Raw genomic sequence first — 25,277 nt, 5'->3', positions numbered from 1 at the left:
TGGTCTCAGTGGCGGCCGGTCAGCCGGCCTCGGCCGCGTCGACGGCGCGGGCGTCCAGGGCCCGGACCATGTCGGCGGTCTGCTCGGCGATGATCCGCCGGAGGGCCGACGGGTGGGTCTCGTCCGCGATGACCTGCTCGAAGCGCTCGACGGTGTCGCGGTCCACCGCCCAGGACGGGAAGATCCCCTCGGCGACGGTCTGGGCGAGATCGCCGGGTCGTGCCCTCCACAGCGCCGTGACGTCATCCAGGTAGCGCTCGCAGAGCCCGCTGAGCAGGTGCTCCTGACCGGGCAGGTCGACACCCAGGAGCGTGGCGCGCACGATCGCGTTGGTGGGGGCGTCGGCGCCGGTCTCCAGCAGCAGCTGCTCTGCCTCCTCCTTGGCTCCGACGGTGGGGCGGGCGGCACGCGCGGTGGCAGCCCGCCGGGCTCCGCCGGCGGTGTCATCGGTGGCCAGTTCCGCCTCGATGCTGTCGGTGTCCGCGGCGCCGGCGGCGACCAGCGCGGTGAGCACGGTCCAGCGTAGGTCCGTGTCGACGACGAGGCCGGGCAGTCCCGCCTCGTCGGCTCCGGCGTCGAGGAGCGTGGCGAGCACGCGCCCCTGATCGACACCGACCGGGCAGGCGCACAGGGCGGTGAGGAACGCCAGCTGGTGATCGGACCCGGCCTCGGCGTCGCGGGCCGCGGTGAGCATGGCCGCGGAGAACGTCTTCCAGCCGGTGGCGGCGGCCCAGGCCGGGTCGGCGTAGCGCGCCAGCGCGGTCTGGGCCTGGGTGAGCACCCTCTGCACCACGCCGATGTGGGACTCACGCGGCACGGCCCGGGCCACGACCTCGACGAACCGGCGGGCCGGCAGGCGCCCCTCCCGCGTCATCTCCCACAGCGCGGACCAGCACAGCGTCCGCGCCAGCGGGTCCGCGACGTCCTCGAGCGACTCCAGGACGGTGGCCAGGGACCGCTCGTCGAGCCGGACCGAGCAGTAGGTCAGGTCGTCGTCGTTGGGCAGGACCAGATCGGGCACGGGCTGCCCGGCGAGCGCGGAGACGGGCGTCCGCTCGCCGGAGATGTCCAGCTCGGCCCGTTCGGTGCGCACGATCGCACCGGACTCGTCGCGGCTGTACAGGCCCACGCCGAGCCGGTGGGTGCGCAGCTCGCCGGCGCCCGGGGACGCCGGGCCCTGGACCACGGTCAGGCCGTCGATCGTGCGGGAGTCGCCACCGGTCGTGACCTCGACGGAGATCGGGTTGATGCCGGTCGTGCGCAGCCACTGGTCGGCCCACCCCGACAAATCGCGCCCCGACGACGTCTCCAGTGCGGAGAGCAGGTCGTCGAACCGGGCGTTGCCGAAGGCGTGCTCGGCGAAGTACGCGCGCAGACCGGCCAGGAACGGCTCGCGGCCCACGTAGGCCACCAGCTGCTTGAGCACCGAGGCGCCCTTGGCGTAGGTGATCCCGTCGAAATTGGTCTCCACCGTCTCCAGGTCGGTCATGTCCGCGGCGACGGGATGCGTGGAGGGCAGCTGGTCCTGGCGGTACGCCCACGACTTCTCCACGATCGCGAAGGTCGTCCAGGCGTCCGTGTACTGCGTCGCGTCGACCTGGGCCAGCACCGAGGCGAACGTGGCGAACGACTCGTTGAGCCACAGGTCGTCCCACCAGAACATGGTCACCAGGTCGCCGAACCACATGTGGGCCATCTCGTGCAGGATCGTCTCGTTGCGCCGCTCGTAGCGGTAGCCGGTTGCCCGGGAGCGGAAGACGTAGTCCTCGAGGAACGTCACGGCACCGGCGTTCTCCATGGCACCGGCATTGAACTCGGGGACGAAGATCTGGTCGTACTTGCCGAACGCGTACGGCAGGCCGAACTCACGGTGGTAGAAGCCGAAGCCCTCCTTGGTCTCGGCGAACAGGCGTTCCGAGTCGAGGAACTCTGCCAGCGACGCCCGGCACAGCAGGCGTAGAGGGATGGTGCCGTGCTCGTCGGTGTAGGCGTCCTCCACCACGTGGTACGGGCCCGCGATGAGGGCGACCAGGTACGTCGACATGATCTCGGTGGGCGCGAAGCGGTGCACCACGCCACCGCCGGGGGCCGGGGACTCCTCGGCCGGGGTGTTGGCCACCACCACCCACTGCTCGGGCGCGGTCACCGTCAGGGTGTAGCGGGCCTTGAGGTCGGGCTGGTCGAAGCAGGCGAACACGCGCTTGGCGTCCGCCGTCTCGAACTGCGAGTAGAGATAGACCTCCCCGTCGGCCGGGTCGACCATCCGGTGCAGGCCCTCACCGGTGGTGGTGTACGCCAGATCGGCGTCCACGATCAGCTCATTCGTCGCCTGCAGGTCGGGCAGGGTGATGCCGTCCTCGTCGTCGTATCGCTCGTCGTCGTACCGCTCGTCGCCGGGGGCCGGGAATAGTTCCCGGCCGTTCAGGGTCGCCGACCGGATCACGGCCGCGCGGAGGTCGATGAAGGTCTCCGCACCCGGACGCGAGCAGGAGAACCGCACCACGGTGCGCGAACGGAAGGTGTCGGTCCCGGGCCCGCCGTGGCCGTCGGTGAGATCGATCTCCACGTCGTACGACTCGACGGCGAGCAGTTCCGACCGGGCGGCGGCGTCGGCGCGGGTGAGGTTGAGCGAGCGCATCGGTGAGGACCTCGGTTCGGTGGGGGGTTCGGCTACCGCACCAGTCCTACCACCCGGTGGGGAGCCGAGGCGGCCGCAGTGGCGGCGGCCGCCGGAGACGGGGAGGATGGGGTCATGACATCAACTACCCGGTCCGCTACCCGCTCCGTCGACTTCTGGTTCGACCCGCTGTGTCCGTTCGCGTGGGTCACCAGCCGCTGGATCCTCGAGGTGGAGAAGGTCCGCGACATCTCTCTGACGTGGAACGTCATGAGCCTGTCCGTGCTCAACGAGGGCCGCGATCTGCCCGAGGAGTACACGGCATTGATGCAGCGCGGCTGGGGGCCGGTGCGCGTGGCCATCGCCGCGGCGAAGCTCCACGGTCCGGAGGTCCTCGGGACGCTGTACACCGAGTTGGGCACCCGCATCCACGATGAGGGCCGCGGCATCGAGGACCCCACCGTGATCACCGAGGCGCTCCAGGCCGCAGGCCTGGACGCCGACCTCGCCGCCGCCGCGGGGACCGATGAGTACGACGACGAGCTGCGCGCCTCCCACCACCGTGGCATGGACCCGGTGGGCGACGAGGTCGGGACCCCGGTCCTCCACGTCGACGGCACCGCGTTCTTCGGTCCCGTCCTCACCCGCATCCCCCGGGGCGAGGACGCCGGCAAGGTCTTCGACGGCGCCGCCATGCTCGCCGACTACCCGTACTTCTTCGAGCTCAAGCGCAGCCGTACCGAGGACCCGCAGTTCGACTGAGACCCGGGGGTGGGGTCGCGGTCGCGCGTGGCAGAATCGCGGTCATGCGCATCTACCTGGGGGCGGACCACGCCGGCTTCGAGACCAAGAACGCCATCGCCGAGCACCTCAAGGCCTCCGGGCACGAGGTGGTCGACTGCGGCGCCCACACCTACGACGCCGAGGACGACTACCCGGCCTTCTGCATCGACGCGGCAGCCAAGGTCGTCGCGGACCCGGGCAGCCTCGGGATCGTGCTCGGCGGCTCCGGTAACGGCGAGCAGATCGCGGCCAACAAGGTCCCCGGCGCCCGCTGCGCGCTGGCGTGGAGCGTCGAGACCGCGCGGCTGGCGCGTGAGCACAACAACGCCCAGCTCATCGGCATCGGGGGCCGCATGCACTCGGAGGAGGAGGCCCTCGCGATCGTCGACGCCTTCCTCGACCAGGAGTGGTCGGGGGTCGAGCGCCATCAGCGGCGCATCGACATCCTCGCCGAGTACGAGGCCACCCACGAGGCCCCGCCCGTCCCCGGCGCCTGAGTCCCCGTGCCTGAAGGGCACACCCTTCACCGGCTGGCCCGCCTGCACACCCAGTACTTCGTAGGCGGGCCCGTTCGTGTGTCCAGCCCGCAGGGGCGGTTCGCCGACCACGTCATCGTCGACGGACGGCACCTCGACCGCGCGACGGCCGTCGGCAAGCACCTCTTCCACCACTACGAGGGCGGCCTCGCGGTCCACGTCCACCTGGGGTTGTACGGGTTCTTCGACACGCACCTCGTCCCCGAGGGGCAGGACCCGCCCGCCCCGGTCGGGCAGGTGCGGATGCGGGTGCGCGCGACGGCGGGGGAGGGGCCCGCCCACGTCGTCGACCTGCGCGGCCCGACCCGCTGTGAGGTGATCGCCGAGGCGGGCGTCGCAGACGTACGAGATCGACTGGGCCCGGATCCGCTGGATCCCGGTGCCGATCCGGTACGGGCGTGGGCGCGGATCAGTCGCAGCTCGCGGGCGATCGGCGCGCTGCTCATGGACCAGAAGGTGCTGGCCGGCGTCGGCAACGTCTACCGCGCCGAGGTGCTCTTCCGGCACGGGATCAACCCCTTCCTCCCCGGGGTGGAGCTGCGCGAGGGTCAGTACCGGGCGCTCTGGGACGACCTCGTGGAGCTGATGGAGGTCGGGGTGGAGACCGGCGCCATCCACACGATCCGGCCCGAGCACGACCACGGCGACGTGCCCCGCCGGGGCGCCGATCGACCGCGCAACTACGTCTACCAACGCGACGGCTGGGAGTGCCGGGTGTGCGGGGACGAGATCGCCCTGCAGACGATGGACGCCCGGACGCTCTTCTGGTGCCCGACGTGCCAGGCGGGCCGACCGCGCTGAGGCCGCGGGCTGATCGGACAGGCGCTCGCGCGAGTCGCCGTCCGTGGGCACTCCGGCCGGGAAATCGACGATGCCCTGCCTCGTCAGTGTCTGACGGGGCAGGGCATCCGGTGGAGCGGGTGACGGGAATCGAACCCGCGTAGCCTGCTTGGAAGGCAGGGGCTTTACCATTAAGCTACACCCGCGTCGGCGGCCTGACCTGGCGTTTCATCCACGGTCACGCTCACGCCCGGACAACACTACCGGACCCTGGCGGCGCTCCCAACTCCCGGTCCGACAAGTCGGAATCGGCGGGCGGATGGCCCTGTCGTACACTGGCCGAGTTGGTTTGCGGCCCGGCGGATGTCCTGTGCATGATCGCGGGATGGTCGGCCGCGCGACTCACCGGGATGTGGCGCAGCTTGGTAGCGCATCCGCTTTGGGAGCGGAGGGTCGCAGGTTCGAATCCTGTCATCCCGACCAGCGGAGCCGAAAGACACGAACCCCACATGACTTCCTAGGAGAACATCACCGTGAAGAGCACTGTCGAGCAGCTCAACCCGACCCGGGTCAAGATCACCGTGGAGGTGCCGTTCGCGGAGCTCGAGCCGGATTTCGCCAAGGCCTACAAGTCGCTCGCCGGCCAGGTCAACATCCCGGGCTTCCGCCCGGGTAAGGCCCCGGCCAAGCTCCTCGAGTCGCGGATCGGTCGCCCGGCGGTCCTCGAGCAGGTCATCAACGACATGATCCCGTCGCGCTACAGCCAGGCCGTCGACGAGCACGAGCTCGTCGTGCTGGCCCAGCCCGAGATCGAGGTGACCAAGCTGGAGGACAACGACGTCGTCGAGTTCACCGCCGAGGTCGACATCCGCCCGGAGATCACCCTGCCGACCTTCGAGGACCTCGAGGTCACCGTCGAGGCCCCCGAGACCGACGAGGCCGCCGTCGACGCGGAGCTGGACAACCTGCGTGCCCGCTTCGGCACCCTCAAGGGCGTCGAGCGCGGCGCCACCACGGGCGACTTCCTCTCGGTGGACCTGGCCGCGACCGTCGACGGCGAGCCCGTCGACGAGGCCTCAACCGAAGGCCTGTCCTACGAGCTCGGCTCGGGCACCCTCGTCGAGGGCCTGGACGACGCGGCGGCGGGTCTCAAGGCCGGCGAGTCCAAGGAGTTCACCTCCTCGCTCGTCGCCGGTGACCACGCCGGCAAGGAGGCGGTCATCACCGTCACCGTGCAGTCCGTCAAGGAGCGCGAGCTGCCCGAGGCCGACGACGAGTTCGCGCAGATGGCCAGCGAGTTCGACACTCTCGACGAGCTCAAGGCAGACCTCACCGAGAAGGTCGCGCAGCAGGCCAAGGCCGGCCTCGCGGGCGAGATCCGCGACAAGGTCCTCGACGCGCTGATGGAGGCCACCGACGTCCCGACCCCGGAGGCGGTCGTCGCCTCCGAGGCCCACGCCCAGATGCACCAGCTCATCGACCAGTTCGGTGGCGACGCGTCGATCCTGGACCAGGCGCTGGCCGCCGAGGGCACCGACCGCGAGACCTTCGAGGCCGAGACCCGTGAAGGCGCCGCCCGCGCCATCCGCAGCCAGCTGCTGCTGGACGCCGTCGCCGAGCAGAACTCGACCGACGTCTCGCAGGAGGAGCTCACCCAGCACATCCTGTTCCAGGCCCAGCGCTACGGCATGGACCCCAACCAGTTCGTGCAGCAGATCCAGCAGGCCGGTCAGCTCGGCTCGCTGTTCTCCGACGTCCGCCGGTCCAAGGCCCTGGCCGACGTGATCGGCAAGGTCACCGTCAAGGACACCGAGGGCAACGTCGTCGACACCAGCGAGTTCTTCGGCACCGTCGAGGCGGACTCCGCCGAGGACGCCGATGAGGCCGGGTCCGACGTCGTCGAGACGGCAGCGGACGAGAAGGACTCCGACGCCTGATCGTCCCCTGATCGACCCCCGACAGGGCCGGGACCGCACCACGCGGCCCCGGCCCTGTCGTCGTGGCCCCCGCGGACGATGCTGGTGGCCCGACGCTGAGAGCGAACACCCGCCCCGGCGGGACGGTTCCGTCGTCGGTGTTGGTTAGTGTTTGACGTAACGGTTCCCCGGCCACCGGTCGGCCGGGCGCCGCGCTAGCGGTGAAGACGATGAGCGAAGGTAGGTTCCCCGTGGCCCAGAACGGTTCAGCGGCTCAGCCCGGTTCGACGCAGCCCGCACTCAGCTCGCCGGGGTCGCACGGACTCACCCTCGGCGACTCCGTGTACGAGCGCCTCCTGCAGGAGCGGATCATCTTCCTGGGCTCCCAGGTCGACGACGACATCTCCAACCGCCTCTGCGCGCAGATCCTGCTGCTCGCGGCGGAGGACCCCACCCGCGACATCGCGCTGTACATCAACTCGCCCGGTGGTTCCGTGACGGCCGGCATGGCGATCTACGACACGATGCAGTTCGTCGAGTGCGACGTGGCCACCTACGGCATGGGCCTGGCCGCCTCGATGGGTCAGTTCCTGCTGACCGCGGGCACCAAGGGCAAGCGCTACGCCCTGCCGCACGCGAAGATCATGATGCACCAGCCGTCGGCCGGTGTCGGTGGTTCGGCCGCCGACATCGCCATCCAGGCCGAGCAGTACGCCGCCACCAAGCGTGAGATGGCCGAGCTCATCGCCTTTCACACGGGCCAGACGTTCGAGCAGGTCACCGAGGACTCCGACCGTGACCGCTGGTTCTCCGCCGAGGAGGCCAAGGAGTACGGGTTCGTCGACCACGTGATCTCGCGTGCGTCCCAGACGGGCGGGACCTCGCCGTCGTGATCGAGCCCTCCGCCCACGGGAGCGCTCCCGCAGCCCACCCAGCCCCGCACACCACCACGGAGTCACCGATGACCTCAATGCCGACCTCCCGATACATCCTGCCGTCCTTCGTCGAGCACTCCAGCTACGGCGTCAAGGAGTCCAACCCCTACAACAAGCTCTTCGAGGAGCGCATCATCTTCCTGGGCACCCAGGTCGACGACGCCTCGGCGAACGACATCATGGCCCAGCTGCTGGTCCTGGAGGGTCAGGACCCGGACCGCGACATCACCATGTACATCAACTCGCCGGGTGGCTCGTTCACCTCGCTCATGGCGATCTACGACACCATGCAGTACGTGCGGCCGGACATCGTGACGGTCTGCCTCGGCCAGGCCGCGTCGGCCGCCGCGGTACTGCTCGCGGCGGGCACCAAGGGCAAGCGGGCCGCGCTGCCCAACGCCCGCGTGCTCATCCACCAGCCGGCCACCGGCGGCATCCAGGGCCAGGTCTCCGACCTCGAGATCCAGGCCGCGGAGATCGAGCGGATGCGTCGCCTCATGGAGACCACGCTGGCCCAGCACACCGGGCGCACCGCCGATCAGGTCCGCAAGGACACCGATCGCGACAAGATCCTCACGGCCGCGGAGGCCAAGGACTACGGCATCATCGACACCGTGTTCGACTACCGCAAACTGTCGACGAGCAACTGAGCCGACGGCGGCGCGCCGCTGGGGGTAGCGGTGCGCCGTCGGGTGCAATGAACTGATCACGCGGGGTCGGATTTACGGCCGTCACCGCGTACCGTCGACTACGGGGCGTGACATCGGCGCCCCCGGAATGCGAGGACGTAGAACTCATGGCGCGTGTAGGTGAGAGCGGCGACCTGTTGAAGTGTTCCTTCTGTGGGAAGAGCCAGAAGCAGGTCAAGAAGCTGATCGCCGGTCCCGGCGTCTACATCTGCGACGAGTGCATCGAGCTGTGCAACGAGATCATCGAGTCCGAGGTCGACGATGCGCAGGAGACGGGTCCGGACACGCTGCCCAAGCCGTCCGAGATCCACGCGTTCCTGGACGAGTACGTGGTGGGGCAGGACGCCGCCAAGCGGAACCTGGCGGTGGCCGTCTACAACCACTACAAGCGCATCCGGGTGGGGGCCTCCCTCGGCCGCGGCGACGGTGTCGAGTTGGCCAAGTCCAACATCCTCATGCTGGGCCCCACCGGCTGTGGCAAGACCTACCTCGCCCAGACGTTGGCCAAGATGCTCAACGTGCCCTTCGCGATCGCGGACGCCACCGCGCTGACCGAGGCCGGTTACGTGGGCGAGGATGTGGAGAACATCCTCCTCAAGCTCATCCAGGCCGCGGACTTCGACACCAAGCGTGCCGAGATGGGCATCATCTACATCGACGAGGTCGACAAGATCGCCCGCAAGGCCGAGAACCCGTCGATCACCCGGGACGTCTCCGGTGAGGGCGTCCAGCAGGCGCTGCTGAAGATCCTCGAGGGCACGCAGGCGTCGGTGCCGCCGCAGGGCGGCCGCAAGCACCCGCACCAGGAGTTCATCCAGATCGACACGTCCAACGTGTTGTTCATCGTGGCCGGTGCCTTCCAGGGCCTGGAGAAGATCGTCGGCGACCGCGTGGGTCGCAAGGGGATGGGTTTCGGGTCCGAGGTCGCCAGCAAGAAGGACCTCGACACGACCGACAACTTCAGCGAGGTCATGCCGGAGGACCTGGTGAAGTACGGGTTGATCCCCGAGTTCATCGGCCGCCTGCCCGTCGTGGCGACCGTGACGAGCCTGGACCGCGAGGCCCTGGTCAACATCCTCTCCGAGCCCAAGAACGCGCTGGTCAAGCAGTACGCCCGGCTGTTCGAGATGGACGGCGTCGAGCTGGAGTTCACCGAGGACGCCCTCGAGGCCGTGGCCGACCAGGCGATCCTGCGGGGGACCGGTGCCCGTGGCCTGCGCGCCATCATGGAGGAGGTCCTCCTGCCGGTCATGTACGACATCCCCGGGCGCGACGACGTCGCCCGCGTGGTGGTCACCGGTGAGACGGTCCGCGACAACGTCCTGCCGACGATCGTCCCCTTCTCCGACGAGGAGCTGCGCGAGCGTTCCGCCTGACACCGGACCCGCGAGAAGGCCCCCGCCACTCGGCGGGGGCCTTCCTTCGGCTCCGGCCCGGGCGGGCGCCGGGTCAGGCCGCCGCGCGCCGCTCCAGCAGCGCCGAGACGGCCATCCCCAGCACGATGCCCCAGAACGGCGCCGAGATCCCGAGCAACGACACGTCCGCGACGGTGACGAGCAGGCACACGAGCGGTCCGAGTGCCCGGTCGGTCCGGAACGCGGTGACGAACGCCGACTGCAGCGGCGCGAGCATCGCCAACCCGCCCAGGGCGGCGATGAACGCTGCGGGCGTGCCGAGGATGAGCCCGACGAAGGCCGGGGAGAAGACGCCGACCACCAGGGCCAGGCCGCCGTTGCCGATCGCGGCGGCGTAGTGGCGGTCGCGCTCACCTGAGGAGACGAGCAGGGCGTTCGTCGGTCCGGTCAGGCACGTCGAGACCGCGCCGACCGCCGAGACCAGCAGAGACCAGACGCCGCATGCCACCGCGCACGCCGAGACCGGGGGGTGGTGGCCCTTCGCGCGCAGGACCGCGATGCCCTGACCGTTCTGCACCACGAGGACGGTGATGGCCAGTGGGACGACCAGCTCGGCGATCGCCCGGAGGGTGAATTCCGGGGCCTGCAGCATGGGGGCGGCGATCAGTCCGTCGTCGAGGACGCCGCGCGACAGCCCGCCGGACAGGACCACGGCGACGATCCCCACGACCATCGCGGCCAGGATGGGCGGTACCACCCTGGCCAGGCGGGGGACGGCGCCGACGACGAGGAACGCGATCGCCATCGGCAGGGCCACCGCGACGGAGGCCCACACGGCCTCGACCAGTCCCAGCCCGAACCGGAGGAACACCCCGGCGACCATCGCCATGATGATCGGCATGGGGATCCAGTCCATGAGCCGGCGGGCCAGGCCGGTCAGCCCGACCAGCAGGATCAGCACCCCGGTCACGACGTAGGCCCCCAGGACCTCCGACCACCGCAGGTGCCCGAGTGAGTTGCCCACGATCACGGTGCCCGGGATGGTCCAGAAGAACGCCAGCGGCGTGCGGTAGACCCAGCTCATGAGGATGGTGAGCAGTCCGTTGGCGAAGAACACGCCGAAGATCCACGAGGACAACTGTGCGGGGGACAGGTCGCCCTGCCCGCCGGCGGCGAGGATGACGGCGACGGGGCCGGTCGCCGAGAACACGAGCGCGATCAGCGCGTTGGCGAACTCGCGGGGGCCGAGGTCGGCGAGGACCCGGCGGGGCGAGGGGCGCGCCACCGGGGCGGAGTCGCGTCGGCGGCCGCGCGCGGGCGGCTGGCCGGTCGCGGTCGGGTCGGCGGGGCGGACGGCGGGGCGGACGGTGGTGTCGTCCGGGGTTCCGTTGCTCATAGGTCTCCCGTGGGGTCGGGGTCGGTACGCGCTGAATCGATACGGGGCGAGTCGGTACGGAAGGGCTCGCTGCTGCGGGAGACGTGTGCGGCCAGCTCGGTGCGACCGCTCACTCCGAGCTTCGAGTAGATGCGGGTCAGGTGGTACTGGACGGTCTTGACCGACAGGAACAACTCCTCGGCCGCCTGGGCGTTGGTCCGGCCCGCGGCGACGAGCGTCGCGACCGCACTCTCCTGAGGCGTCAGGGTGCTGTTGCCCCCCGTCCTGGCCACGTCCACACCGCCCGCGCGTCGTTCGCGATCGCACCGCTCCACGTAGGCGCGGGCGCCCAGTTGCTCGTAGATGTCGCGGGCGGTGCCCAGCGCGAGGTGCGCCTCCCGGCGTCGGCCGGCCCTGCGCAGGGTCTGCCCGTAGCCGAAGTGCATGCGCGCGGAGTAGTAGGGCATGGCCAGGCCGTCGAGGTGGTCGAGACTGCGCCGGAAGATCCGGTTGCACTCGTCGACGTCCCCGCGCACCGCGGCGATACGGGCGCGCACCGCTCCGAGCCGGGCGAGGGTGGAACGGTGGCCCCGGCGCTCGGCGCGGGCCTCGGCGGGACCGATGAGGTCCTCCGCCTCGTCGAGCCGACCCGCGAGGACGAGTGCGTGGGAGTACAGGTCGTGCCACGGCCAGTACCCGGGCTGATCGATGTCGAGTTCACGGGACAGGGCCACCAGGGGCTCGGCGGCCAGACGCACGGACGTGTAGTCACCGGACGAGGCCGCCACCTGCATCCGCGCCATCGCCGACGGGATGACCTGGACCGGGTAGGCGTCGGTGCTGGTCGTCAGATTGCGCAGGTGGGCGGCCGCCCCGAGGTGGTCTCCCCGCATCGACCGGATGACGGCGCCGGGCCAGTGGACGACCGGGGCGAGCAGGTCCAGTTCGAGGTCGTCGACCCTGCGGGCGGCGGTGTCCACCACCCGCAGGGCGTCATCCCAGTCGCCGCGCAGCAGGAGCGTGCGGGCGAGCCACGCCTGGGCCCAGATGGAGATGCGTGCGGAGCCCGAGACGTCCGCCGTGGGGACCGCGGACCCCAGGTGCCGGCGGGCGGTCTCCAGGTCGTCGCGAGCCAGGGCGATCCACCCCGATGCCATCTCGAAGCGCTGGGCCACGGCCGGCGCGAGACCGGCGAGCCGGTCCTCGACGGCGGGGGACGCGTCGGGGCCGCCCTCGATCGCGCGGCCCAGCATCTCGATGGCCCGGGCCTCCTCGACCTCGGGTTGGTCCGGGCGCCCGCTGCCGGTGACCACCCGTGTCCAGTGGCGGATGCGGGTCGGTCGCCACTCGCACAGGGAGTGGACGACGAACTTCTGGGCCAGGGCGACCGGGTCCGCGGCGGGAGAACCCGGGACGCCGCCCTCGCGGGCGGCGAGGGCGCGGTCGAGCAGGACCTGGGCCTCTCCGGCGTGCCCGAGGTGCACCGCGAGGGATCCCAGTACGGCGTCCCGCCGGGGATCCGACCGCACCCGCTCCAGTCCCTGGGCCAGTGATCGGGCCTCACTGATGCGGCCCGCGTTGATGAGTGCGTCGACCCCGTCGATGTGCAGGTCGCGGGCGCGGTCGCCGTCAGGGGTGAGCGCCGCCGCGGTGAGGTAGGCGTGGCCGGCCGAGCTCCATCGACCGGCGCGGGCGTGCACGAGCGCGCGGGCGCGCAGCGTCTCGGACAGGTCCGCATCGGGCCCCGTCGACGCGGAGGCGCGGTGGTCGAGCGCGCCGTCGACGTCGTCGGCGGCCTCGGCGACGCGGCCGGCCAGCGTATGCAGGTGGAGCAGTTCGCTGGGCGGTACCCCGCGAAGGACCGCCGTCCGCAACAGTGGGGAGCGGAACCGGACGGTCGCGGCGCCGGGGGAGAGGTCCACCTGGGCCAGGTCCGCCGTGTGGGCGGCGTCCAGGGCGGCGGACACGAGCGCGGGGCCGGGTACGACCCCGCCCCGCGCGGAGATGAGCGCGGTCAGCGACTCGAGCGTGACCGGTGGGGACAGGACGGCGGCAGCCTCGATGACCTCCCGCTGCCCGGGCTCCATCGCGTCGAGCAGCGCCGCCGTCTCCCGCTCGACGGAGGCGGGCAGCGGCGGGACGGAGAAGGGGGCGATCCACCACGAGCCGGGCGCCTGATCGGCCACCGTCGCCACGGCACCCGCCTCGCCGCCGGTGTAGTCCAGTAGACGCCGGGCCGCCGCCGCGGACGGTTCGCGCCCGGTCCGGGTCGCGACGAGCCTCCGGATCTCGGACTGGTCCAGGGCTCCCAGCCGCACGGTCTCGCGGGCCAACTCCGCGCACAGTTCGGCGGAGGGGCCGTGCGCGGGGCTGCCGAGGGTCAGCACGAGCATGACGGAGGCCCGGCCGGCCGCCTCCACGGCGGAGGCCAGGACACGCAGGGAGTCGGGATCGGAGTACTCCGCGTCGTCGATCACCACCACCGCGCCGGGGCCGGCGGTGACGAACGCCCGGGCCAGGGCCTCGACGAGCACGACGTCACCGACCGGCCCGGCCGTCTCTGCGACCCCCGCGACCCCGGCCGTCTCTGCGGCCGCGGCGCGACGTGGTGGTTCGGCGTCGGGCCGGGGCAGGCGCTCGAGGACCCGGGCGGCCACGACGAGCTTCGTGTCCTTCTCCCACGGCAGCGCCCGCACGAGCACCGAGGTGACCCCGGCGAGTTCGGCGACCACGGAGTCGACGAGGTGGCTCTTGCCCCCACCGTCGGCGGCGGTGACCAGCACGGTCGTCGACCGCTTGCCCGCCACCGCGTCGTGGATCGAATGGAGACGATCCGCGGCGCGGTGGTGACCGTAGCGGGGGACGGGGTGGGCGAAGGTCATGCGGTCAGCGTAGATCCGACCCGGCGTGCTCGACCGGTTCCGCGGCGACGGGCTCCCCGGCCACCGCGGCGGCCGGCGGGTCGAAGTCCAGCGGCGTGACCTCGTCGGGGACCGCGACGGGCTCGGACTGGGCGGGCGAGCGGGGCACGGCCAGGGTCAGGGCGGCGCCGGCGAGGGCGATCCCGCCGAACACGAGGAAGGAAGTGTCCGCCTCCAGTCCGGCCGCGACGAGGAAGCCGCCGATCACGGGACCGAGGATGCCGCCGAGGCGTCCGAACCCCGCGCACCACGCCACACCCGCGGCGCGTGCGCCCGTCTCGTAGTAGTTGGAGACGAACCCGTACAGCAGGACCTGTGTGCCGATCGTGCCCATGCCGGCAGCCGCGACGAGGGCGACGACCAGGACGAACGGCGGGGACACGGTGATGGCGACCAGGGCCAGGGTGGCCAGGACGAACGAGCAGGCGACGATCACGCGCGGCCCGTGCCGGTCGGCGAGCCACGAGGCCGCGAGACCGCCCACGATCGCGCCGCCGTTGAGGACGAGCAGGAAGCCGAGGGAGCTCTTGGCGTCGATGCCGTAGTTCTCCATGATCGTCGGCAGCCAGGTGTTGAGGCCGTAGGTGAGCAGCAGGCCGGCGAAGCTCATGAACCCCAGGAGCAGGGTGCCGAGGCGGTAGGCGGGGGACAGCAGGGCGGCGAAGCCGGTGCGGGCGGCCACCTTGTCGTCGTTGCGGTCATCGCGAGGCGTCGTGTCGGCGGTGCGGGGCGCGCCCGGCGCCGCGGCCATCTCGAGCGGCAGGCCCCTGCTGGCACACACCTCGGCGGCCTGGCGGGTGCGGCCGCGGGAGGCCAGCCACCGCGGGGACTCGGGGAGCGCGAACCAGGCGTAGGGGAGGACCAGCACCAGTGGGACGGCGCCGATGAGGAACAGGCCGCGCCATCCGATGTGGTCCCGCAGCACCATGGCCAGCGCGGAGGCCAGGACACCGCCGGCGGGGATCCCGCTGTAGACGACCGCGTTGAAAAGGTTGCGACGCCCGGCGGGGGCGAACTCGGCGATGATCGCACCGGCCGTGGCGACGATGGCGCCGATCCCCAGCCCGGTGAGCAGGCGAAGGACGCCGAACGTGGTGATGTCGCGGGCGAACGCGGTGGCGGCCATCCCGACGGAGAACCAGGCGATGGCGCCGAGCATGATCCGGCGTCGGCCGATGCGGTCACCGACCGCGCCGGCGGTGAGGGCGCCGATCATCACTCCGACGAGGGCGTACGAGCCGAGTGCGCCGGCCTGAGCCGCGCCGAGGGCGCCGATCTGGGTGGGGTCGGCCATGAGGGTGGGCAGGACGGCGCCGTAGACGACGAGGTCATAGCCGTCGAAGAGGATGGCGAGCGCCACCACGGCGAGGACACCGTAGACCGTGCGGCGGTGGGCGGGGGACTCCCACACCTCGGAGGCGGGGGCGGTCGTCCCGGGTGGGCTGGAGGGGACGGGGCGGCTGGAAGGCACAGGGGTGCTCGAGGACACGGAAGGGCTCCGTTCGGTGGGGGGTGGGGAGAGGTGTGGGCGGTCAGCCCGGGGTGGCAGGGCGGTCAGCCCCGGGGTGGCAGGGCGGTCAGCCCCGGGGTGGCAGGCGGTTCAGCCCTGGTCGCCGCCGGCGACGGGGAGGACGGATCCGGTGATGTAGGAGGCCTCGTCGGAGGCGAGGAAACAGATCGGCGCGGCCTGCTCGTGGAGGGTGCCGTAGCGGCCCATCACGGTCGAGTCGACGGTCTGCTCGACGATCTCCGAGTACCAGGTCTTCTCCTGGTCGGTGCGGGCGTCGCCGCCGCGGGAGATCCGTCGTTCGGGGGCGAGGGTTCCGCCGGGGGCGGTGGCCACCACCCGCACCCCGTGCGGCGCGGCTTCCAGCGCCAACGCCGAGGTGAGGCCGTTGACGCCGCCCTTGGACGCGGCGTAGGGGACACGGTTGACGCCGCGGGTGGCGACGGAGGAGACGTTGACGATCGTGCCCGCGCCCGCCGAGACCATGGACGGCAGGACCGCCCGGCACATCCACAGCGTGGGGAACAGGGAGCGGCGGACCTCGGCCTCGATCTGCTCGGCCGAGTACTCGTGGTACGGCCGGGCCCAGATGGTGCCACCGACGTTGTTGATGAGCACGTCGATCCGGCCGTGGGCGTCCAACGCCGCACGGGCCGACGACTCGGCACCCTCGAACGTCCCCAGGTCGGCCTCCACGGGCACGACCCGGTGGCCGTCCGGGGACACCGCGGTCAGCTCCCCGGCGACCGTGGTGATGAGGTCGGCCCGGTCCACCACGGTGACCAGCCCGCCCTCGCGGACCACCCGGTCGGCGACGGTGCGTCCGATCCCCTGGACGGCGCCGGTGATGAGCACCGACCGGCCGGCGAAGCGACCGGGGGAGACGACGGGCGGGACGGGGTCGTACTCGCCGACGGGCGCGCTCACGACGCCGCCTCCACGGCCTTCTGGTCCAGTGCGGTACGCATGGTGGCCTTGGCGTGTTCGCTGTGCCGACGGATGAGGTACCGGGCGGCGTCGCGGTCGCCCGTCTCGAAGGCCGCGACGATCTCCAGGTGCTCGGGGACGATGTCCTCGGACACCCAGCGGGCGTCGGGCAGGACGCTGTTCATCACCTGGGTCACCTCCAGCATGCGGTAGGCCTGCAGCAGCGAGTCGTTACCGGTGCAGCGGAACAGGAACTCGTGGAACTGGGCGTTCGCGGCGGTGAACCGTTCGGGGTCGAGGAACCGATCGCCCTCGATGTACTGGTTGGCGGACTCGGCGAGCATCCGGAACTCGGCGAGGCGGGCGCCGTCGAGACGTCCCATGGTCAGCTCGATCACGCCGAGCTCGAGCGCCATGCGGGCGTCGAACTGGGCGTCGGAGTGGCGGATCGCGGGATGCACCTCGCCACTGACGACGCCGGGGGCCGACGTGATGGTCTCGGAGCGGTTCCCGCCGGCCAGGGACACCGTGGTCGTGGTGCCCGCGGTGGGTGCGGGTGACCTGGGCGCGAGCGTGACCTGCGGCGGGACGTAACCGACCGGGCGTGCGGCGATGGGCGCGGGAGATTCGGTCGCGCGGTCGGCGGGCACGGCGTGCCCGCCCGGGGTCGGCGGGGTGAAACCGACCGGGCGCGCGGCGATGTTCGTCACCGGCTCGGCGGTCCGGGTGGCGGGCGCCGTGTGTCCGCCGGGGGCGGGCGGGGTGTAGCCGACCGGTCGGGCCTCGATGGCCGGCACGGGGTCCCCGGGGCGGCGCGAGATGATCCGGGCCGGCCCGTGTGGTGCGGCCGGGGCCGTGGTGGCCGCGGCGGGTGCCGCGGGCTCCGTCTCCGGGGTGGAGGGGGAGGTGTCGACGACGAGGGCGGCCTCCTCCGTCGGCTCCGCCGATTCCGCGGCGGGCTCGGCGGACTGGTCGGGCACCGCGGTCGCGGGAGTGAACTTCTCGTAGTAGAAGTGCGTCACCTGCAGGCCCTCGTCGTCGAGGAATCCGCGCACCGCCTCGACCATCGGGGGAGGCCCGCACAGGTAGATGTCGGTCGTCCCGTCATGCAGGTGCTCCGGGCGGATCAGCCCCGTGACGTACCCGCTGTTCGGGTGGGTCGTGGCCGGGTCGGCGACGACCAGGTCCCAGGTCATGCCCGGGATCCGGGTGGTGAACTCGTCCAGCAGGTCCGTGTAGACCACGTCGGTGTCGAACGAGGTGCCGTAGATGAGGTGGACCGGCCGGTCGGTGGTGCCGGCGGCGGCGAGGGTCTCCAGGATCGACAGCACGGGCGCCAGGCCGGTGCCGCCCGCCAGCAGGAGCAGGGGGCGGCTGGACTCGCGGAGGAAGAAGCTGCCCATCGGACCGGTCAGCTCGAGGCGGTCGCCCACGGCGCAGCGCTGGGCCAGGTACTCCGACATCGCGCCGCCGGAGGCGTACTTGATGAGGAACGACAGGTGCCGCGAGTCCGCTCCGGTGGAGAACGAGTACGACCGCGTCTGGTCGGTACCCGGAACCGCGATGTTGACGTACTGGCCGGGCAGGAACGCCAGGGCGTCGCGGTCATCCAACTCGACCGACAGCGCGAACGCACCCTCGGCCAGGCGCTCGACGGCCATGACCGTCGCCGGGTGCGCCGCGGCGGCCGTCTTGGCCACGTCGGAGGTGGTGGGGATCTGCACGACCAGGTCGGATCGCGGGACCATCTGGCAGGGCAGGCAGTATCCGGCCGCGGCCTCGTCCTCGGTGAGGGCGTCGTCGATGTAGTCGCCGCCGTCGAAGTCGCCGGACTCGCACAGGGACTTGCACGTCCCGCACGCTCCGTCGCGGCAGTCGAGGGGGATGTTGATCCGGGCCTTGTACGAGGCGTCGGCGACGGTCTCCATCGGACCGCAGTTGACGAAGCGCGTCACGCCGTCCTCGAAGGCCAGTGCCACTGAATAGCTCATGGGGTCTCACTCCAGGTCGCTGGCGGTGTCGGCCGCGCACGCGACCGGGTGGGTGCCGGCGCCCTGGGCGGGCGCCGGCGTGGGTGTGGGATCACACCATGTAGACGTCCACGATATGGTGGATGTAGTCGTTCTTCAGGACCACCTTCTTGTAGGTGATCAGCGGGGACTCACCGGTGACGTCGAGGGTGTAGAAGGACGTGCCGAAGTACTGGTCGGTGGTGTTGTACCGGAAGTACGACGACAGCCAGTTGAAGCGGATGTCGACCTCTCCGGGCCGGCGGTCGAGCACCTCGATGTTGCTGATGAGGTGGTTCGTCCGCGGTTCCGGCAGTGACGTCGAGGAGGAGCGCTCGGTCCGGATGCGGAACACCCGGTCCTCGATACCGGCCCGGTTCGGGTAGAAGATCAACGAGATCTCCGAGTACGGGTCGGTCGTGAGCTCACCGTCGTCGTCCCAGGCGGGCATCCAGTACATCGCGTCCTCGCGGTAGCACTCGATCCACTGCTCGAACTGGCGGTCGTCGAGCAGTCGTGCCTCGCGGAACAGGAAAGCGGAGATCTCGTCGACGGAGATCGACGCCACGGCGGGGGCGGTCATGGTCAGGCCTTTCGTGGGGCGGGGGTGGGGCGTGCGGTCGACTCGGGCCGGGTCAGGCGTCTGCCGGGACGGTCGTGCGCTGCCGGGCCCGACGCTCGTCGTCCTCGCGGGCGCGGGCCTCGGCGGCATCACGGGCGGCGGTCTCGGCCTCGAGCGCGCGCTGCATGGTCTCGAGCCAGTAGGCGTGCTGGATCGGGTACAGCCCCTCGTCCTCGGTCTTGGCCCCGGAGGACAACACGTTCTCCATGCCCAGGCCGCGGGCGGTCTCGTCCGGGCCCGTGATCTGGTGGGTGCTGCCGCGGGTCATGTCGTTCCACGGCGCAACGTCGGCCAGGTAGGTCTTCTGGCAGGACCGGAACTCCTCCAGGTCGTCCGGGGTCGCCATCCCGGTGGCGTTGAAGAAGTCCTCGTACTGTCGGATCCGGGCCGCGCGGTTCTCGGCGCTCTCACCCTTGGGGGCGATGCAGTAGATCGTCACCTCGGTCTTGTCCACCGAGACGGGCTTGAAGTGGCGGATCTGACTCGAGAACTGGTCCATCAGGTACACGTTCGGGTACAGGCACAGGTTGCGGGAGGCTCCCACCATGAACTCGGCCTTCTTGGTGCCGATCTGGTCGGCGAGCTCCTGGCGGCGGTCCCACAGCGGCCGGTCCTCGGGGTTGCCCCACCACATCCACAGGAGCAGGTGGCCGTGCTCGAATGACCAGTAGCCGCCGCCCTGCTTGCCCCAGGTGCCGGCGTCCATCGCCTTGGTCTCGTTCTTGGACTCACCCGACGAGCGGCGCGCGGTGGTCGCCGCGTAGTTCCAGTGGGTGGCCGACACGTGGTAACCGTCGGCCCCGTTCTCGGCCTGGAGCTTCCAGTTGCCGTCGAAGGTGTAGGTGGACGAGCCGCGCAGGACCTCCAGTCCCTCGGGGGACTGGTCGACCAGCATGTCGATGACTGTGCGGCTGTCTCCCAGGTGCTCCTCGAGCGGGAGCACGTCCGGGTTGAGGCTACCGAACAGGAACCCGCGGTAGCTCTCGAAGCGGGCCACGCGACGCAGGTCGTGCGAGCCGTCGGTGTTGAACTGCTCGGGGTACCCGGCGTCCCGCGGGTCCTTGACCTTGAGCAACTCTCCGGAGTTGGAGAACGTCCAGCCGTGGAACGGGCAGGTCAGGGTGGTGCGGTTGTCGGTCTTGCGCCGGCAGAGCATCGCGCCGCGGTGGGAGCAGGCGTTGATGAGGCAGTTGAGCTGCCCGTCCTTGCCGCGGGTGATCACGACGGGCTGGCGGCCGATGTCGGTGGTGAAGTAGTCGCCGACCTCCGGGACCTGGCTCTCGTGCGCCAGGTAGACCCAGTTGCCCTCGAAGATGTGCTTCATCTCGAGTTCGAAGATCTCCTCGTCGGTGAAGATGCGACGGTTGGCGCGGATGATGCCGTCCGCGGGCCGATCCTCGAGTGCGGTCTCGAGGGTGGCCTGGACGTGGTCGAGTCGATCTGACATCGAGGGCTCCTAGCGTGGGGTCGGTTCCGGCCGCGACGATGCGGCCTGCTGCCGGTGTTCCTCCACGGTGCCCTACTGTGGGTTCGATCACACTAGGGCACCTCCTAGTCATACCTAGGTGTGTTGCGTTCGCAATGCGAACACTGTGGAGGCATCAGGCGCGAGACCTGCGCTATTGCCTGAAAAGTGTTCGCTTCGCGCACGAAAGGTCCTCTACAGACGTTGTGTGCGGTGATTGACGGCACATCGAATCCGGCGCACAGTAGGGACATCGACCGGGCCCCACCGGTCCGATCCGACCCCCACCCCGACCCCACCAGAGGGAGCGTCATGACCAGCACCGCAGTGCCCACCGCCGCCGGCTCCGGCTCCGCCGCGACGGACAAGTTCAAGGGCAGCCGCTTCACGTCCGACACGAGCACCGAGCGTGCGGCCGCCATCTACAAGGACGTGCTCACCAAGCTGTCCGAGGTGATCTTCGAGCACGAGGTCACCTACGACGAGTACCGCGTCCTCAAGCAGTGGCTCATCGAGGTCGGCGAGGGTGGCGAGTGGCCGCTCTGGCTGGACGTCTTCCTGGAGCACTTCATCGAGGACTCCAACAGCCGCATCTTCAACGGGACCAAGGGTTCCATCGAGGGCCCCTACTACGTGCCGAACGCCCCGGACCTCGGCGCCGTGGGCGTCATGCCGATGCGCGAGGACGAGAAGGGCACGCAGTTCGTGTTCAAGGGCCAGGTCCGCGACCTGGACGGCACGGGCATCGAGGGCGCGTCCGTCGAGCTGTGGCACGCCGACGCCGACGGTTACTACTCGCAGTTCGACGACGGCATGGGCATCCCGGAGTGGAACCTGCGCGGCACCTTCACCACGGACGCCGAGGGCAACTTCCACATCACCACGGTCCAGCCGGCGCCGTACCAGATCCCGCACGACGGCCCGACCGGCGAGTTCATCGCCAGCTACGGTGGCCACCCGTGGCGTCCGGCGCACCTGCACCTGAAGGTCACCGCCCCGGGCAAGCGCCTCATCACCACCCAGCTGTACTTCCAGGGTGGAAAGTGGGTCGAGGACGACGTGGCCGGGGCCGTCAAGCCCGAGCTGATCCTGGACCCGAAGCCCAACGCGGACGGGATCGACGAGGTCGTCTACGACTTCGTCCTGGACCCCGTCTCCGAGAAGCGTTTCGTGGCCTGACCGGCGACGACCTCGTCTGCAATCCCCGCCCGCCCCGGCCGCCACGAGCGGCCGGGGCGTCGGCGGTCGATCCGGCCGGACCACCAACACGAAGGGCTCGACGATGTCTGACCTGACCATCCGTTCCGTGGAGACACGGATCCTCGACGTGCCGCTCATCAGGCCGCACAAGTTCGCCACCACCACCGCCACCGCCCAGTCGATCCTGCTCGTGGCGGTCACCACCGAGTCCGGGGTCGTGGGCTACGGCGAAGGCGTCACACCGGGCGGCCCCTGGTGGGGAGGCGAGTCCGCCGAGACCATGCAGGTCCTGGTGGAGAAGTACCTGGCCCCCGTGGCCGTCGGTCGGCGGGTCGACGAGATCCCCGCCGTCCTCGAGGCGATGGAGGGCGTGGTGGCCCGCGGCCGTTTCGCCAAGGCCTCCCTCGAGATCGCCATGTTCGACGCGTGGGCCCGGTCGCTTGACGTACCCGTGCGCTCGCTGCTCGGCGGAGCGGTCCGCGACTCGATCGAGTGCACGTGGGCCCTGGGCGCGATGCCGCTCGAGGAGATGGTCGAGGAGATCGACGAGCTCCTCGCCGCGGACCGGCACCGCACGTTCAAGCTGAAGATGGGCGCCCTGGACCCGGCAGAGGACGTCGCCCGCATCGCGGCGCTGGCCGAGCGCCTCGACGGGCGGGCGGGCCTGCGGGTGGACATCAACGCACGTTGGGACCGGTTCACCGCGAACGTCCACCTCCCGGCGCTCGTCGAGGCCGGCATCGAGCTGATCGAGCAGCCGACCCCCACCGAGCAGATCGAGGTGCTCGCCGAGCTCAACCGCTCGCTGCCGGTGCAGCTCATGGCCGACGAGTCGGTCCAATCCCCGCACGACGCCCTCGAGGTGGCACGCCGGGACGCGGCCGGGGTGATCGCGGTGAAGACCACCAAGCTCGGTGGACTGACCCGGGGCAAGGAGGTCGTGGCGATCGCCCGCGCGGCCGGGATCGCCTGCCACGCCGCCACGTCGCTCGAGGGGCCGATCGGGACCGTCGCCTCGCTGCATCTCGCGTGCGCCGAGCCCGGCTTCAACTACGGCTCGGAGCTCTTCGGGCCGCTGCTGCTCGCCGAGACCTACGTGACCACCCCGATCCGCTACGAGGCCGGCCGGGTCCATCTGCCGTCCGGGCCCGGGCTGGGCGTCGAGCTCGACCACGACGCCGTCGACAAGTTCACCCGCCGCTGACCGCGGCACCACACGAGAAGGAGAGTCCGACGATGGCACTGTTCCACGTCCGCATGGACGTCACCATCCCCAATGACCTGGACCCCGAGGTCCGCGCCGACACCCTGGCCCGTGAGAAGGCCTACAGCCAGGAGCTGCAGCGCTCCGGCACGTGGCGGGAGCTGTGGCGCATCGTGGGCCAGTACTCGAACATCAGCATCTTCGATGTCGGGTCCGGCGACGAACTGCACGAGATCCTCCAGGGGCTGCCGCTGTTCCCGTACATGGACATCGAGGTCATGGCCCTGACTCGGCACCCGTCGCGGATCGAGTGATCGCGCCGGACTGACCGCCCGGGAACTCCCGTCCCGCGGAAGAAGACGAGGCCGCCCGCCCCGATCGGGGCGGGCGGCCTCGTGGCGCGGCTGGTGGTCGGTCAGACGCGCTCGAACACCGCCGCGAGCCCCTGGCCGCCTCCGATGCACATGGTCTCCAGGCCCCACTGCGCGTCGCGGCGCACCATCTCGCGCGACAGGGTGGCGAGCATGCGCGCCCCGGTGGCGCCGACGGGGTGGCCCAGGGAGATGCCGGAGCCGTGCGGGTTGAGGTGCTCGGAGGTGGGGTCGATGTCCCACTCGCGCATCACGGACAGGGCCTGCGCGGCGAACGCCTCGTTGAGCTCGATGACGTCCATGTCGGCGAGCGTGAGGCCGAGCCGGTCGAGCGCCTTGGCGGTGGCGGGGACCGGCCCGATGCCCATCGTCTCCGGTGCCACGCCCGCGACGGCCCACGAGGCGAGGCGGACCAGCGGGGTCAGTCCGAGGGCGGCGGCTCTGTCCGCGGTGGTGACGATGCACATCGCGGCTCCGTCGTTCTGGCCGGAGGCGTTCCCGGCGGTCACGGTGGCCTCGGGGTCGGTGCGGCCCATGATGGGTCGCAGGCGCGCCAGCGCCTCGACGGAACTGTCGGCACGGGGATGCTCGTCGGTGTCGACGACGAGGTCCTCACCCTTGCGCTGCGGAACGGTCACCGGGACGATCTCCTCGGCGAACGCCCCGGACTCCTGCGCCGCCACGGCCCGCTGGTGGGACTGCACGGCCAACCGGTCCTGCTCGTCCCGGCTGATGCCGTACTCACGACGGAGGTTCTCGGCGGTCTCGATCATCCCGCCGTCGATGATGTGCGAGCGTCCGCCGACGGTCGTGCGAGCCCGGCCGAGACGGTCGACCAGCGAGATCCCGTCCCCGCGGATGCCCCAGCGGGGGCTCGGGGAAGCGTAGAACTCCACCTGGCTCATCGACTCGACGCCGCCGGCGACCACGAGGTCCATGCCGCCGGAGGCGACCTGGAGTGCGCCGGTGATGATCGCCTGGAGTCCGGAGCCGCAGCGCCGGTCGAGTTGCATGCCCGGCACGTCGATCCCCAGGGGGGAGTCGAGTGCGGCGATGCGGCCGATGGCGGGCCCCTCGCCGTTCGGGGAGCCCTGTCCCAGCACCACGTCGTCGACGTCGGCTCCGGTCAGGCCGGTGCGCTCGACGAGGGCGGTGAGCAGGTCGGTGGCCAGGGTGTTCGCGTCCAGGTCGCGGAACACCCCGCCGAAGCGTCCCACGGGGGTGCGCAGGGGTTGGCAGATGACGACGTCACGCATGGGGTTCCTTCGTTCGGGTTCAGCGGTTGACTATGGCGAGGTCCGCCGACAGTGCGCGGGCGGTGGCCAGCAGTTCGGGGATGACCTCGTCGTCGAGTTGGGTGGGGGAGTAGCGGGCGGCGTGGGTGGAGACGTTGAGGGCGGCGCTGACCGCGCCGTGGCGGTCGTGGACCGGGGCGGCCACCGAGCGCAGGCCGGGCTCGAGTTCCTGGTCGACGACGCACCACCCGCGCTCGGCCACCCGCGAGAGCTCCGCGCGGAGCGCTGACTCGTCGGCGAGGCCGTGGGGGGTGAGCGCCCGCAGGTCCGTCGCGGCGAGGTAGGCGTCGAGGTCCTCGGCGGGGAGCGAGGCGAGCAGGACCCGCCCCATCGATGTGGCGTAGGCGGGGAACCGGGTTCCGATGGTGATGCCGATGGTCATGATGCGACGCACCTGGACGCGCCCCACGTAGACGATGTCGGGGCCGTCGAGGACCGCCACGGACGAGGATTCGCCGAGCCGCGAGCTGAGCTTCTCCAGGTGCGGTTGGGCGAGATCGGTCAGCGGGAGCGCCGACAGGTAGCTGTACCCGAGGTCGAGGACCCGGGGGGTGAGCCAGAAGACAGAGTCGGCCGTGTCCACGTAGCCCAGTTCGACGAGGGTGTGGAGGAAGCGGCGGGCGGTCGCCCGGGTCAGGCCGGTGTTGCGCGCGACGTCACTGAGGGTCTGGCGGGGCTGGCGGGCGTCGAATGCCCGGATGACCGCCAGGCCGCGCGCGAGCGACTGGACGAAGTCGGGGGAGGCCGGGCGGTCCCCGCCGTCGTCCACG

At 71.0% G+C, this 25,277-nt stretch carries 20 protein-coding genes and 2 tRNA genes; 11 read left to right on the top strand and 11 right to left on the bottom strand.

Features of this window, described 5'->3' with window-relative positions:
• Positions 1–19: 19 nt before the first annotated feature.
• On the bottom strand, positions 20–2,638 hold the full coding sequence (pepN, locus tag NR111_RS10230; protein ID WP_256820720.1) for an aminopeptidase N: 2,619 nt from the start codon (positions 2,636–2,638) through the stop codon (positions 20–22).
• Positions 2,639–2,752: 114 nt separating this feature from the next.
• Between pepN and NR111_RS10225 the strand changes: the two genes are divergently transcribed.
• From NR111_RS10225 to NR111_RS10215, 3 genes are read left to right on the top strand one after another with little or no spacing between them, the layout of a single operon-like run.
• A complete protein-coding gene (locus tag NR111_RS10225; RefSeq protein WP_119192399.1) occupies positions 2,753–3,379 on the top strand; it encodes a DsbA family protein in 627 nt (208 codons plus the stop codon).
• Positions 3,380–3,423: 44 nt separating this feature from the next.
• Positions 3,424–3,897: a ribose-5-phosphate isomerase gene (locus NR111_RS10220; RefSeq protein WP_096905799.1), complete on the top strand. Its 474-nt coding sequence runs from the start codon at positions 3,424–3,426 to the stop codon at positions 3,895–3,897.
• Between the two features lie 6 nt (positions 3,898–3,903).
• Positions 3,904–4,737: a DNA-formamidopyrimidine glycosylase family protein gene (locus NR111_RS10215; RefSeq protein WP_256820719.1), complete on the top strand. Its 834-nt coding sequence runs from the start codon at positions 3,904–3,906 to the stop codon at positions 4,735–4,737.
• Between the two features lie 111 nt (positions 4,738–4,848).
• Here the strand turns inward: NR111_RS10215 and NR111_RS10210 are convergent.
• Positions 4,849–4,922 (bottom strand) — tRNA-Gly (locus NR111_RS10210).
• Positions 4,923–5,122: 200 nt separating this feature from the next.
• Here NR111_RS10210 and NR111_RS10205 point away from each other — a divergent pair.
• From NR111_RS10205 to clpX, 5 genes are all read left to right on the top strand, one after another.
• Positions 5,123–5,199: transfer RNA gene (locus NR111_RS10205), tRNA-Pro, on the top strand.
• Between the two features lie 50 nt (positions 5,200–5,249).
• The gene (gene tig, locus NR111_RS10200; protein WP_256820718.1) at positions 5,250–6,653 is read left to right on the top strand and encodes a trigger factor; all 1,404 of its coding nucleotides are present in this window, start codon (positions 5,250–5,252) and stop codon (positions 6,651–6,653) included.
• A 209-nt stretch (positions 6,654–6,862) separates the two neighbouring features.
• Positions 6,863–7,525, top strand: a complete 663-nt coding sequence (locus tag NR111_RS10195; protein ID WP_119192410.1) for an ATP-dependent Clp protease proteolytic subunit — start codon at positions 6,863–6,865, stop codon at positions 7,523–7,525.
• A gap of 68 nt (positions 7,526–7,593) precedes the next feature.
• Positions 7,594–8,217: an ATP-dependent Clp protease proteolytic subunit gene (locus tag NR111_RS10190; protein ID WP_119192402.1), complete on the top strand. Its 624-nt coding sequence runs from the start codon at positions 7,594–7,596 to the stop codon at positions 8,215–8,217.
• Between the two features lie 146 nt (positions 8,218–8,363).
• The gene (gene clpX, locus NR111_RS10185) at positions 8,364–9,632 is read left to right on the top strand and encodes an ATP-dependent Clp protease ATP-binding subunit ClpX (protein WP_096905794.1); all 1,269 of its coding nucleotides are present in this window, start codon (positions 8,364–8,366) and stop codon (positions 9,630–9,632) included.
• Positions 9,633–9,705: 73 nt separating this feature from the next.
• Here clpX and NR111_RS10180 read toward each other — a convergent pair whose 3' ends face one another.
• The 7 genes from NR111_RS10180 to benA all read right to left on the bottom strand — a co-directional run bounded on the left by NR111_RS10180 (position 9,706) and on the right by benA (position 20,419).
• Positions 9,706–11,007 carry a benzoate/H(+) symporter BenE family transporter gene (locus NR111_RS10180; RefSeq protein WP_256820716.1) on the bottom strand — a complete coding sequence of 434 codons (1,302 nt, stop codon included), beginning with the start codon at positions 11,005–11,007 and terminating at the stop codon, positions 9,706–9,708.
• A complete protein-coding gene (locus NR111_RS10175; RefSeq protein ID WP_256820715.1) occupies positions 11,004–13,868 on the bottom strand; it encodes a LuxR family transcriptional regulator in 2,865 nt (954 codons plus the stop codon). The genes NR111_RS10180 and NR111_RS10175 overlap by 4 nt, the downstream gene beginning before the upstream one ends.
• Before the next feature lie 4 nt (positions 13,869–13,872).
• On the bottom strand, positions 13,873–15,378 hold the full coding sequence (locus NR111_RS10170; protein WP_374210711.1) for an MFS transporter: 1,506 nt from the start codon (positions 15,376–15,378) through the stop codon (positions 13,873–13,875).
• Positions 15,379–15,507: 129 nt separating this feature from the next.
• Positions 15,508–16,341 carry a 1,6-dihydroxycyclohexa-2,4-diene-1-carboxylate dehydrogenase gene (locus tag NR111_RS10165; protein WP_256820714.1) on the bottom strand — a complete coding sequence of 278 codons (834 nt, stop codon included), beginning with the start codon at positions 16,339–16,341 and terminating at the stop codon, positions 15,508–15,510.
• The gene (benC, locus tag NR111_RS10160; RefSeq protein WP_256820713.1) at positions 16,338–18,332 is read right to left on the bottom strand and encodes a benzoate 1,2-dioxygenase electron transfer component BenC; all 1,995 of its coding nucleotides are present in this window, start codon (positions 18,330–18,332) and stop codon (positions 16,338–16,340) included. The genes NR111_RS10165 and benC overlap by 4 nt, the downstream gene beginning before the upstream one ends.
• Before the next feature lie 91 nt (positions 18,333–18,423).
• On the bottom strand, positions 18,424–18,933 hold the full coding sequence (benB, locus tag NR111_RS10155; RefSeq protein ID WP_173674771.1) for a benzoate 1,2-dioxygenase small subunit: 510 nt from the start codon (positions 18,931–18,933) through the stop codon (positions 18,424–18,426).
• 52 nt (positions 18,934–18,985) lie between these two features.
• Positions 18,986–20,419: a benzoate 1,2-dioxygenase large subunit gene (benA, locus tag NR111_RS10150; protein WP_256820712.1), complete on the bottom strand. Its 1,434-nt coding sequence runs from the start codon at positions 20,417–20,419 to the stop codon at positions 18,986–18,988.
• 330 nt (positions 20,420–20,749) lie between these two features.
• Here benA and catA point away from each other — a divergent pair, with 330 nt between their 5' ends.
• The 3 genes from catA (at position 20,750) to catC (ending at position 23,155) form a co-directional block, all read left to right on the top strand.
• A complete protein-coding gene (gene catA, locus NR111_RS10145) occupies positions 20,750–21,616 on the top strand; it encodes a catechol 1,2-dioxygenase (RefSeq protein ID WP_256820711.1) in 867 nt (288 codons plus the stop codon).
• Between the two features lie 103 nt (positions 21,617–21,719).
• Positions 21,720–22,841: a muconate/chloromuconate family cycloisomerase gene (locus NR111_RS10140; RefSeq protein ID WP_256820710.1), complete on the top strand. Its 1,122-nt coding sequence runs from the start codon at positions 21,720–21,722 to the stop codon at positions 22,839–22,841.
• 32 nt (positions 22,842–22,873) lie between these two features.
• A complete protein-coding gene (catC, locus tag NR111_RS10135) occupies positions 22,874–23,155 on the top strand; it encodes a muconolactone Delta-isomerase (protein ID WP_120286324.1) in 282 nt (93 codons plus the stop codon).
• A gap of 101 nt (positions 23,156–23,256) precedes the next feature.
• Here the strand turns inward: catC and NR111_RS10130 are convergent, their stop codons facing one another.
• Both NR111_RS10130 and NR111_RS10125 read right to left on the bottom strand, forming a co-directional pair.
• Positions 23,257–24,468 carry an acetyl-CoA C-acetyltransferase gene (locus NR111_RS10130; protein WP_256820709.1) on the bottom strand — a complete coding sequence of 404 codons (1,212 nt, stop codon included), beginning with the start codon at positions 24,466–24,468 and terminating at the stop codon, positions 23,257–23,259.
• Positions 24,469–24,487: 19 nt separating this feature from the next.
• Positions 24,488–25,276, bottom strand: a complete 789-nt coding sequence (locus NR111_RS10125; RefSeq protein ID WP_119193199.1) for an IclR family transcriptional regulator — start codon at positions 25,274–25,276, stop codon at positions 24,488–24,490.
• Position 25,277: the final 1 nt, after the last annotated feature.

It is taken from the genome of Dietzia sp. Die43, assembly GCF_024519835.1.
Taxonomy (GTDB): domain Bacteria; phylum Actinomycetota; class Actinomycetes; order Mycobacteriales; family Mycobacteriaceae; genus Dietzia; species Dietzia kunjamensis.
Note: the sequence above shows the minus strand (reverse complement) of the source record. Positions and strands in the feature narration are given on the sequence as shown.

Excerpts from the sequence above, each read along its gene's own strand:
- NR111_RS10190 (WP_119192402.1), top strand. The coding sequence starts at position 7,594 with ATGACCTCAATGCCGACCTCCCGATACATCCTGCCGTCCTTCGTCGAG.
- NR111_RS10225 (WP_119192399.1), top strand. The coding sequence starts at position 2,753 with ATGACATCAACTACCCGGTCCGCTACCCGCTCCGTCGACTTCTGGTTC.
- clpX (WP_096905794.1), top strand. The coding sequence starts at position 8,364 with ATGGCGCGTGTAGGTGAGAGCGGCGACCTGTTGAAGTGTTCCTTCTGT.
- NR111_RS10140 (WP_256820710.1), top strand. The coding sequence starts at position 21,720 with ATGTCTGACCTGACCATCCGTTCCGTGGAGACACGGATCCTCGACGTG.
- NR111_RS10220 (WP_096905799.1), top strand. The coding sequence starts at position 3,424 with ATGCGCATCTACCTGGGGGCGGACCACGCCGGCTTCGAGACCAAGAAC.
- NR111_RS10195 (WP_119192410.1), top strand. The coding sequence starts at position 6,863 with ATGAGCGAAGGTAGGTTCCCCGTGGCCCAGAACGGTTCAGCGGCTCAG.
- NR111_RS10180 (WP_256820716.1), bottom strand. The coding sequence starts at position 11,007 with ATGAGCAACGGAACCCCGGACGACACCACCGTCCGCCCCGCCGTCCGC.
- catA (WP_256820711.1), top strand. The coding sequence starts at position 20,750 with ATGACCAGCACCGCAGTGCCCACCGCCGCCGGCTCCGGCTCCGCCGCG.
- NR111_RS10130 (WP_256820709.1), bottom strand. The coding sequence starts at position 24,468 with ATGCGTGACGTCGTCATCTGCCAACCCCTGCGCACCCCCGTGGGACGC.
- NR111_RS10175 (WP_256820715.1), bottom strand. The coding sequence starts at position 13,868 with ATGACCTTCGCCCACCCCGTCCCCCGCTACGGTCACCACCGCGCCGCG.
- catC (WP_120286324.1), top strand. The coding sequence starts at position 22,874 with ATGGCACTGTTCCACGTCCGCATGGACGTCACCATCCCCAATGACCTG.
- benA (WP_256820712.1), bottom strand. The coding sequence starts at position 20,419 with ATGTCAGATCGACTCGACCACGTCCAGGCCACCCTCGAGACCGCACTC.
- benB (WP_173674771.1), bottom strand. The coding sequence starts at position 18,933 with ATGACCGCCCCCGCCGTGGCGTCGATCTCCGTCGACGAGATCTCCGCT.
- pepN (WP_256820720.1), bottom strand. The coding sequence starts at position 2,638 with ATGCGCTCGCTCAACCTCACCCGCGCCGACGCCGCCGCCCGGTCGGAA.
- benC (WP_256820713.1), bottom strand. The coding sequence starts at position 18,332 with ATGAGCTATTCAGTGGCACTGGCCTTCGAGGACGGCGTGACGCGCTTC.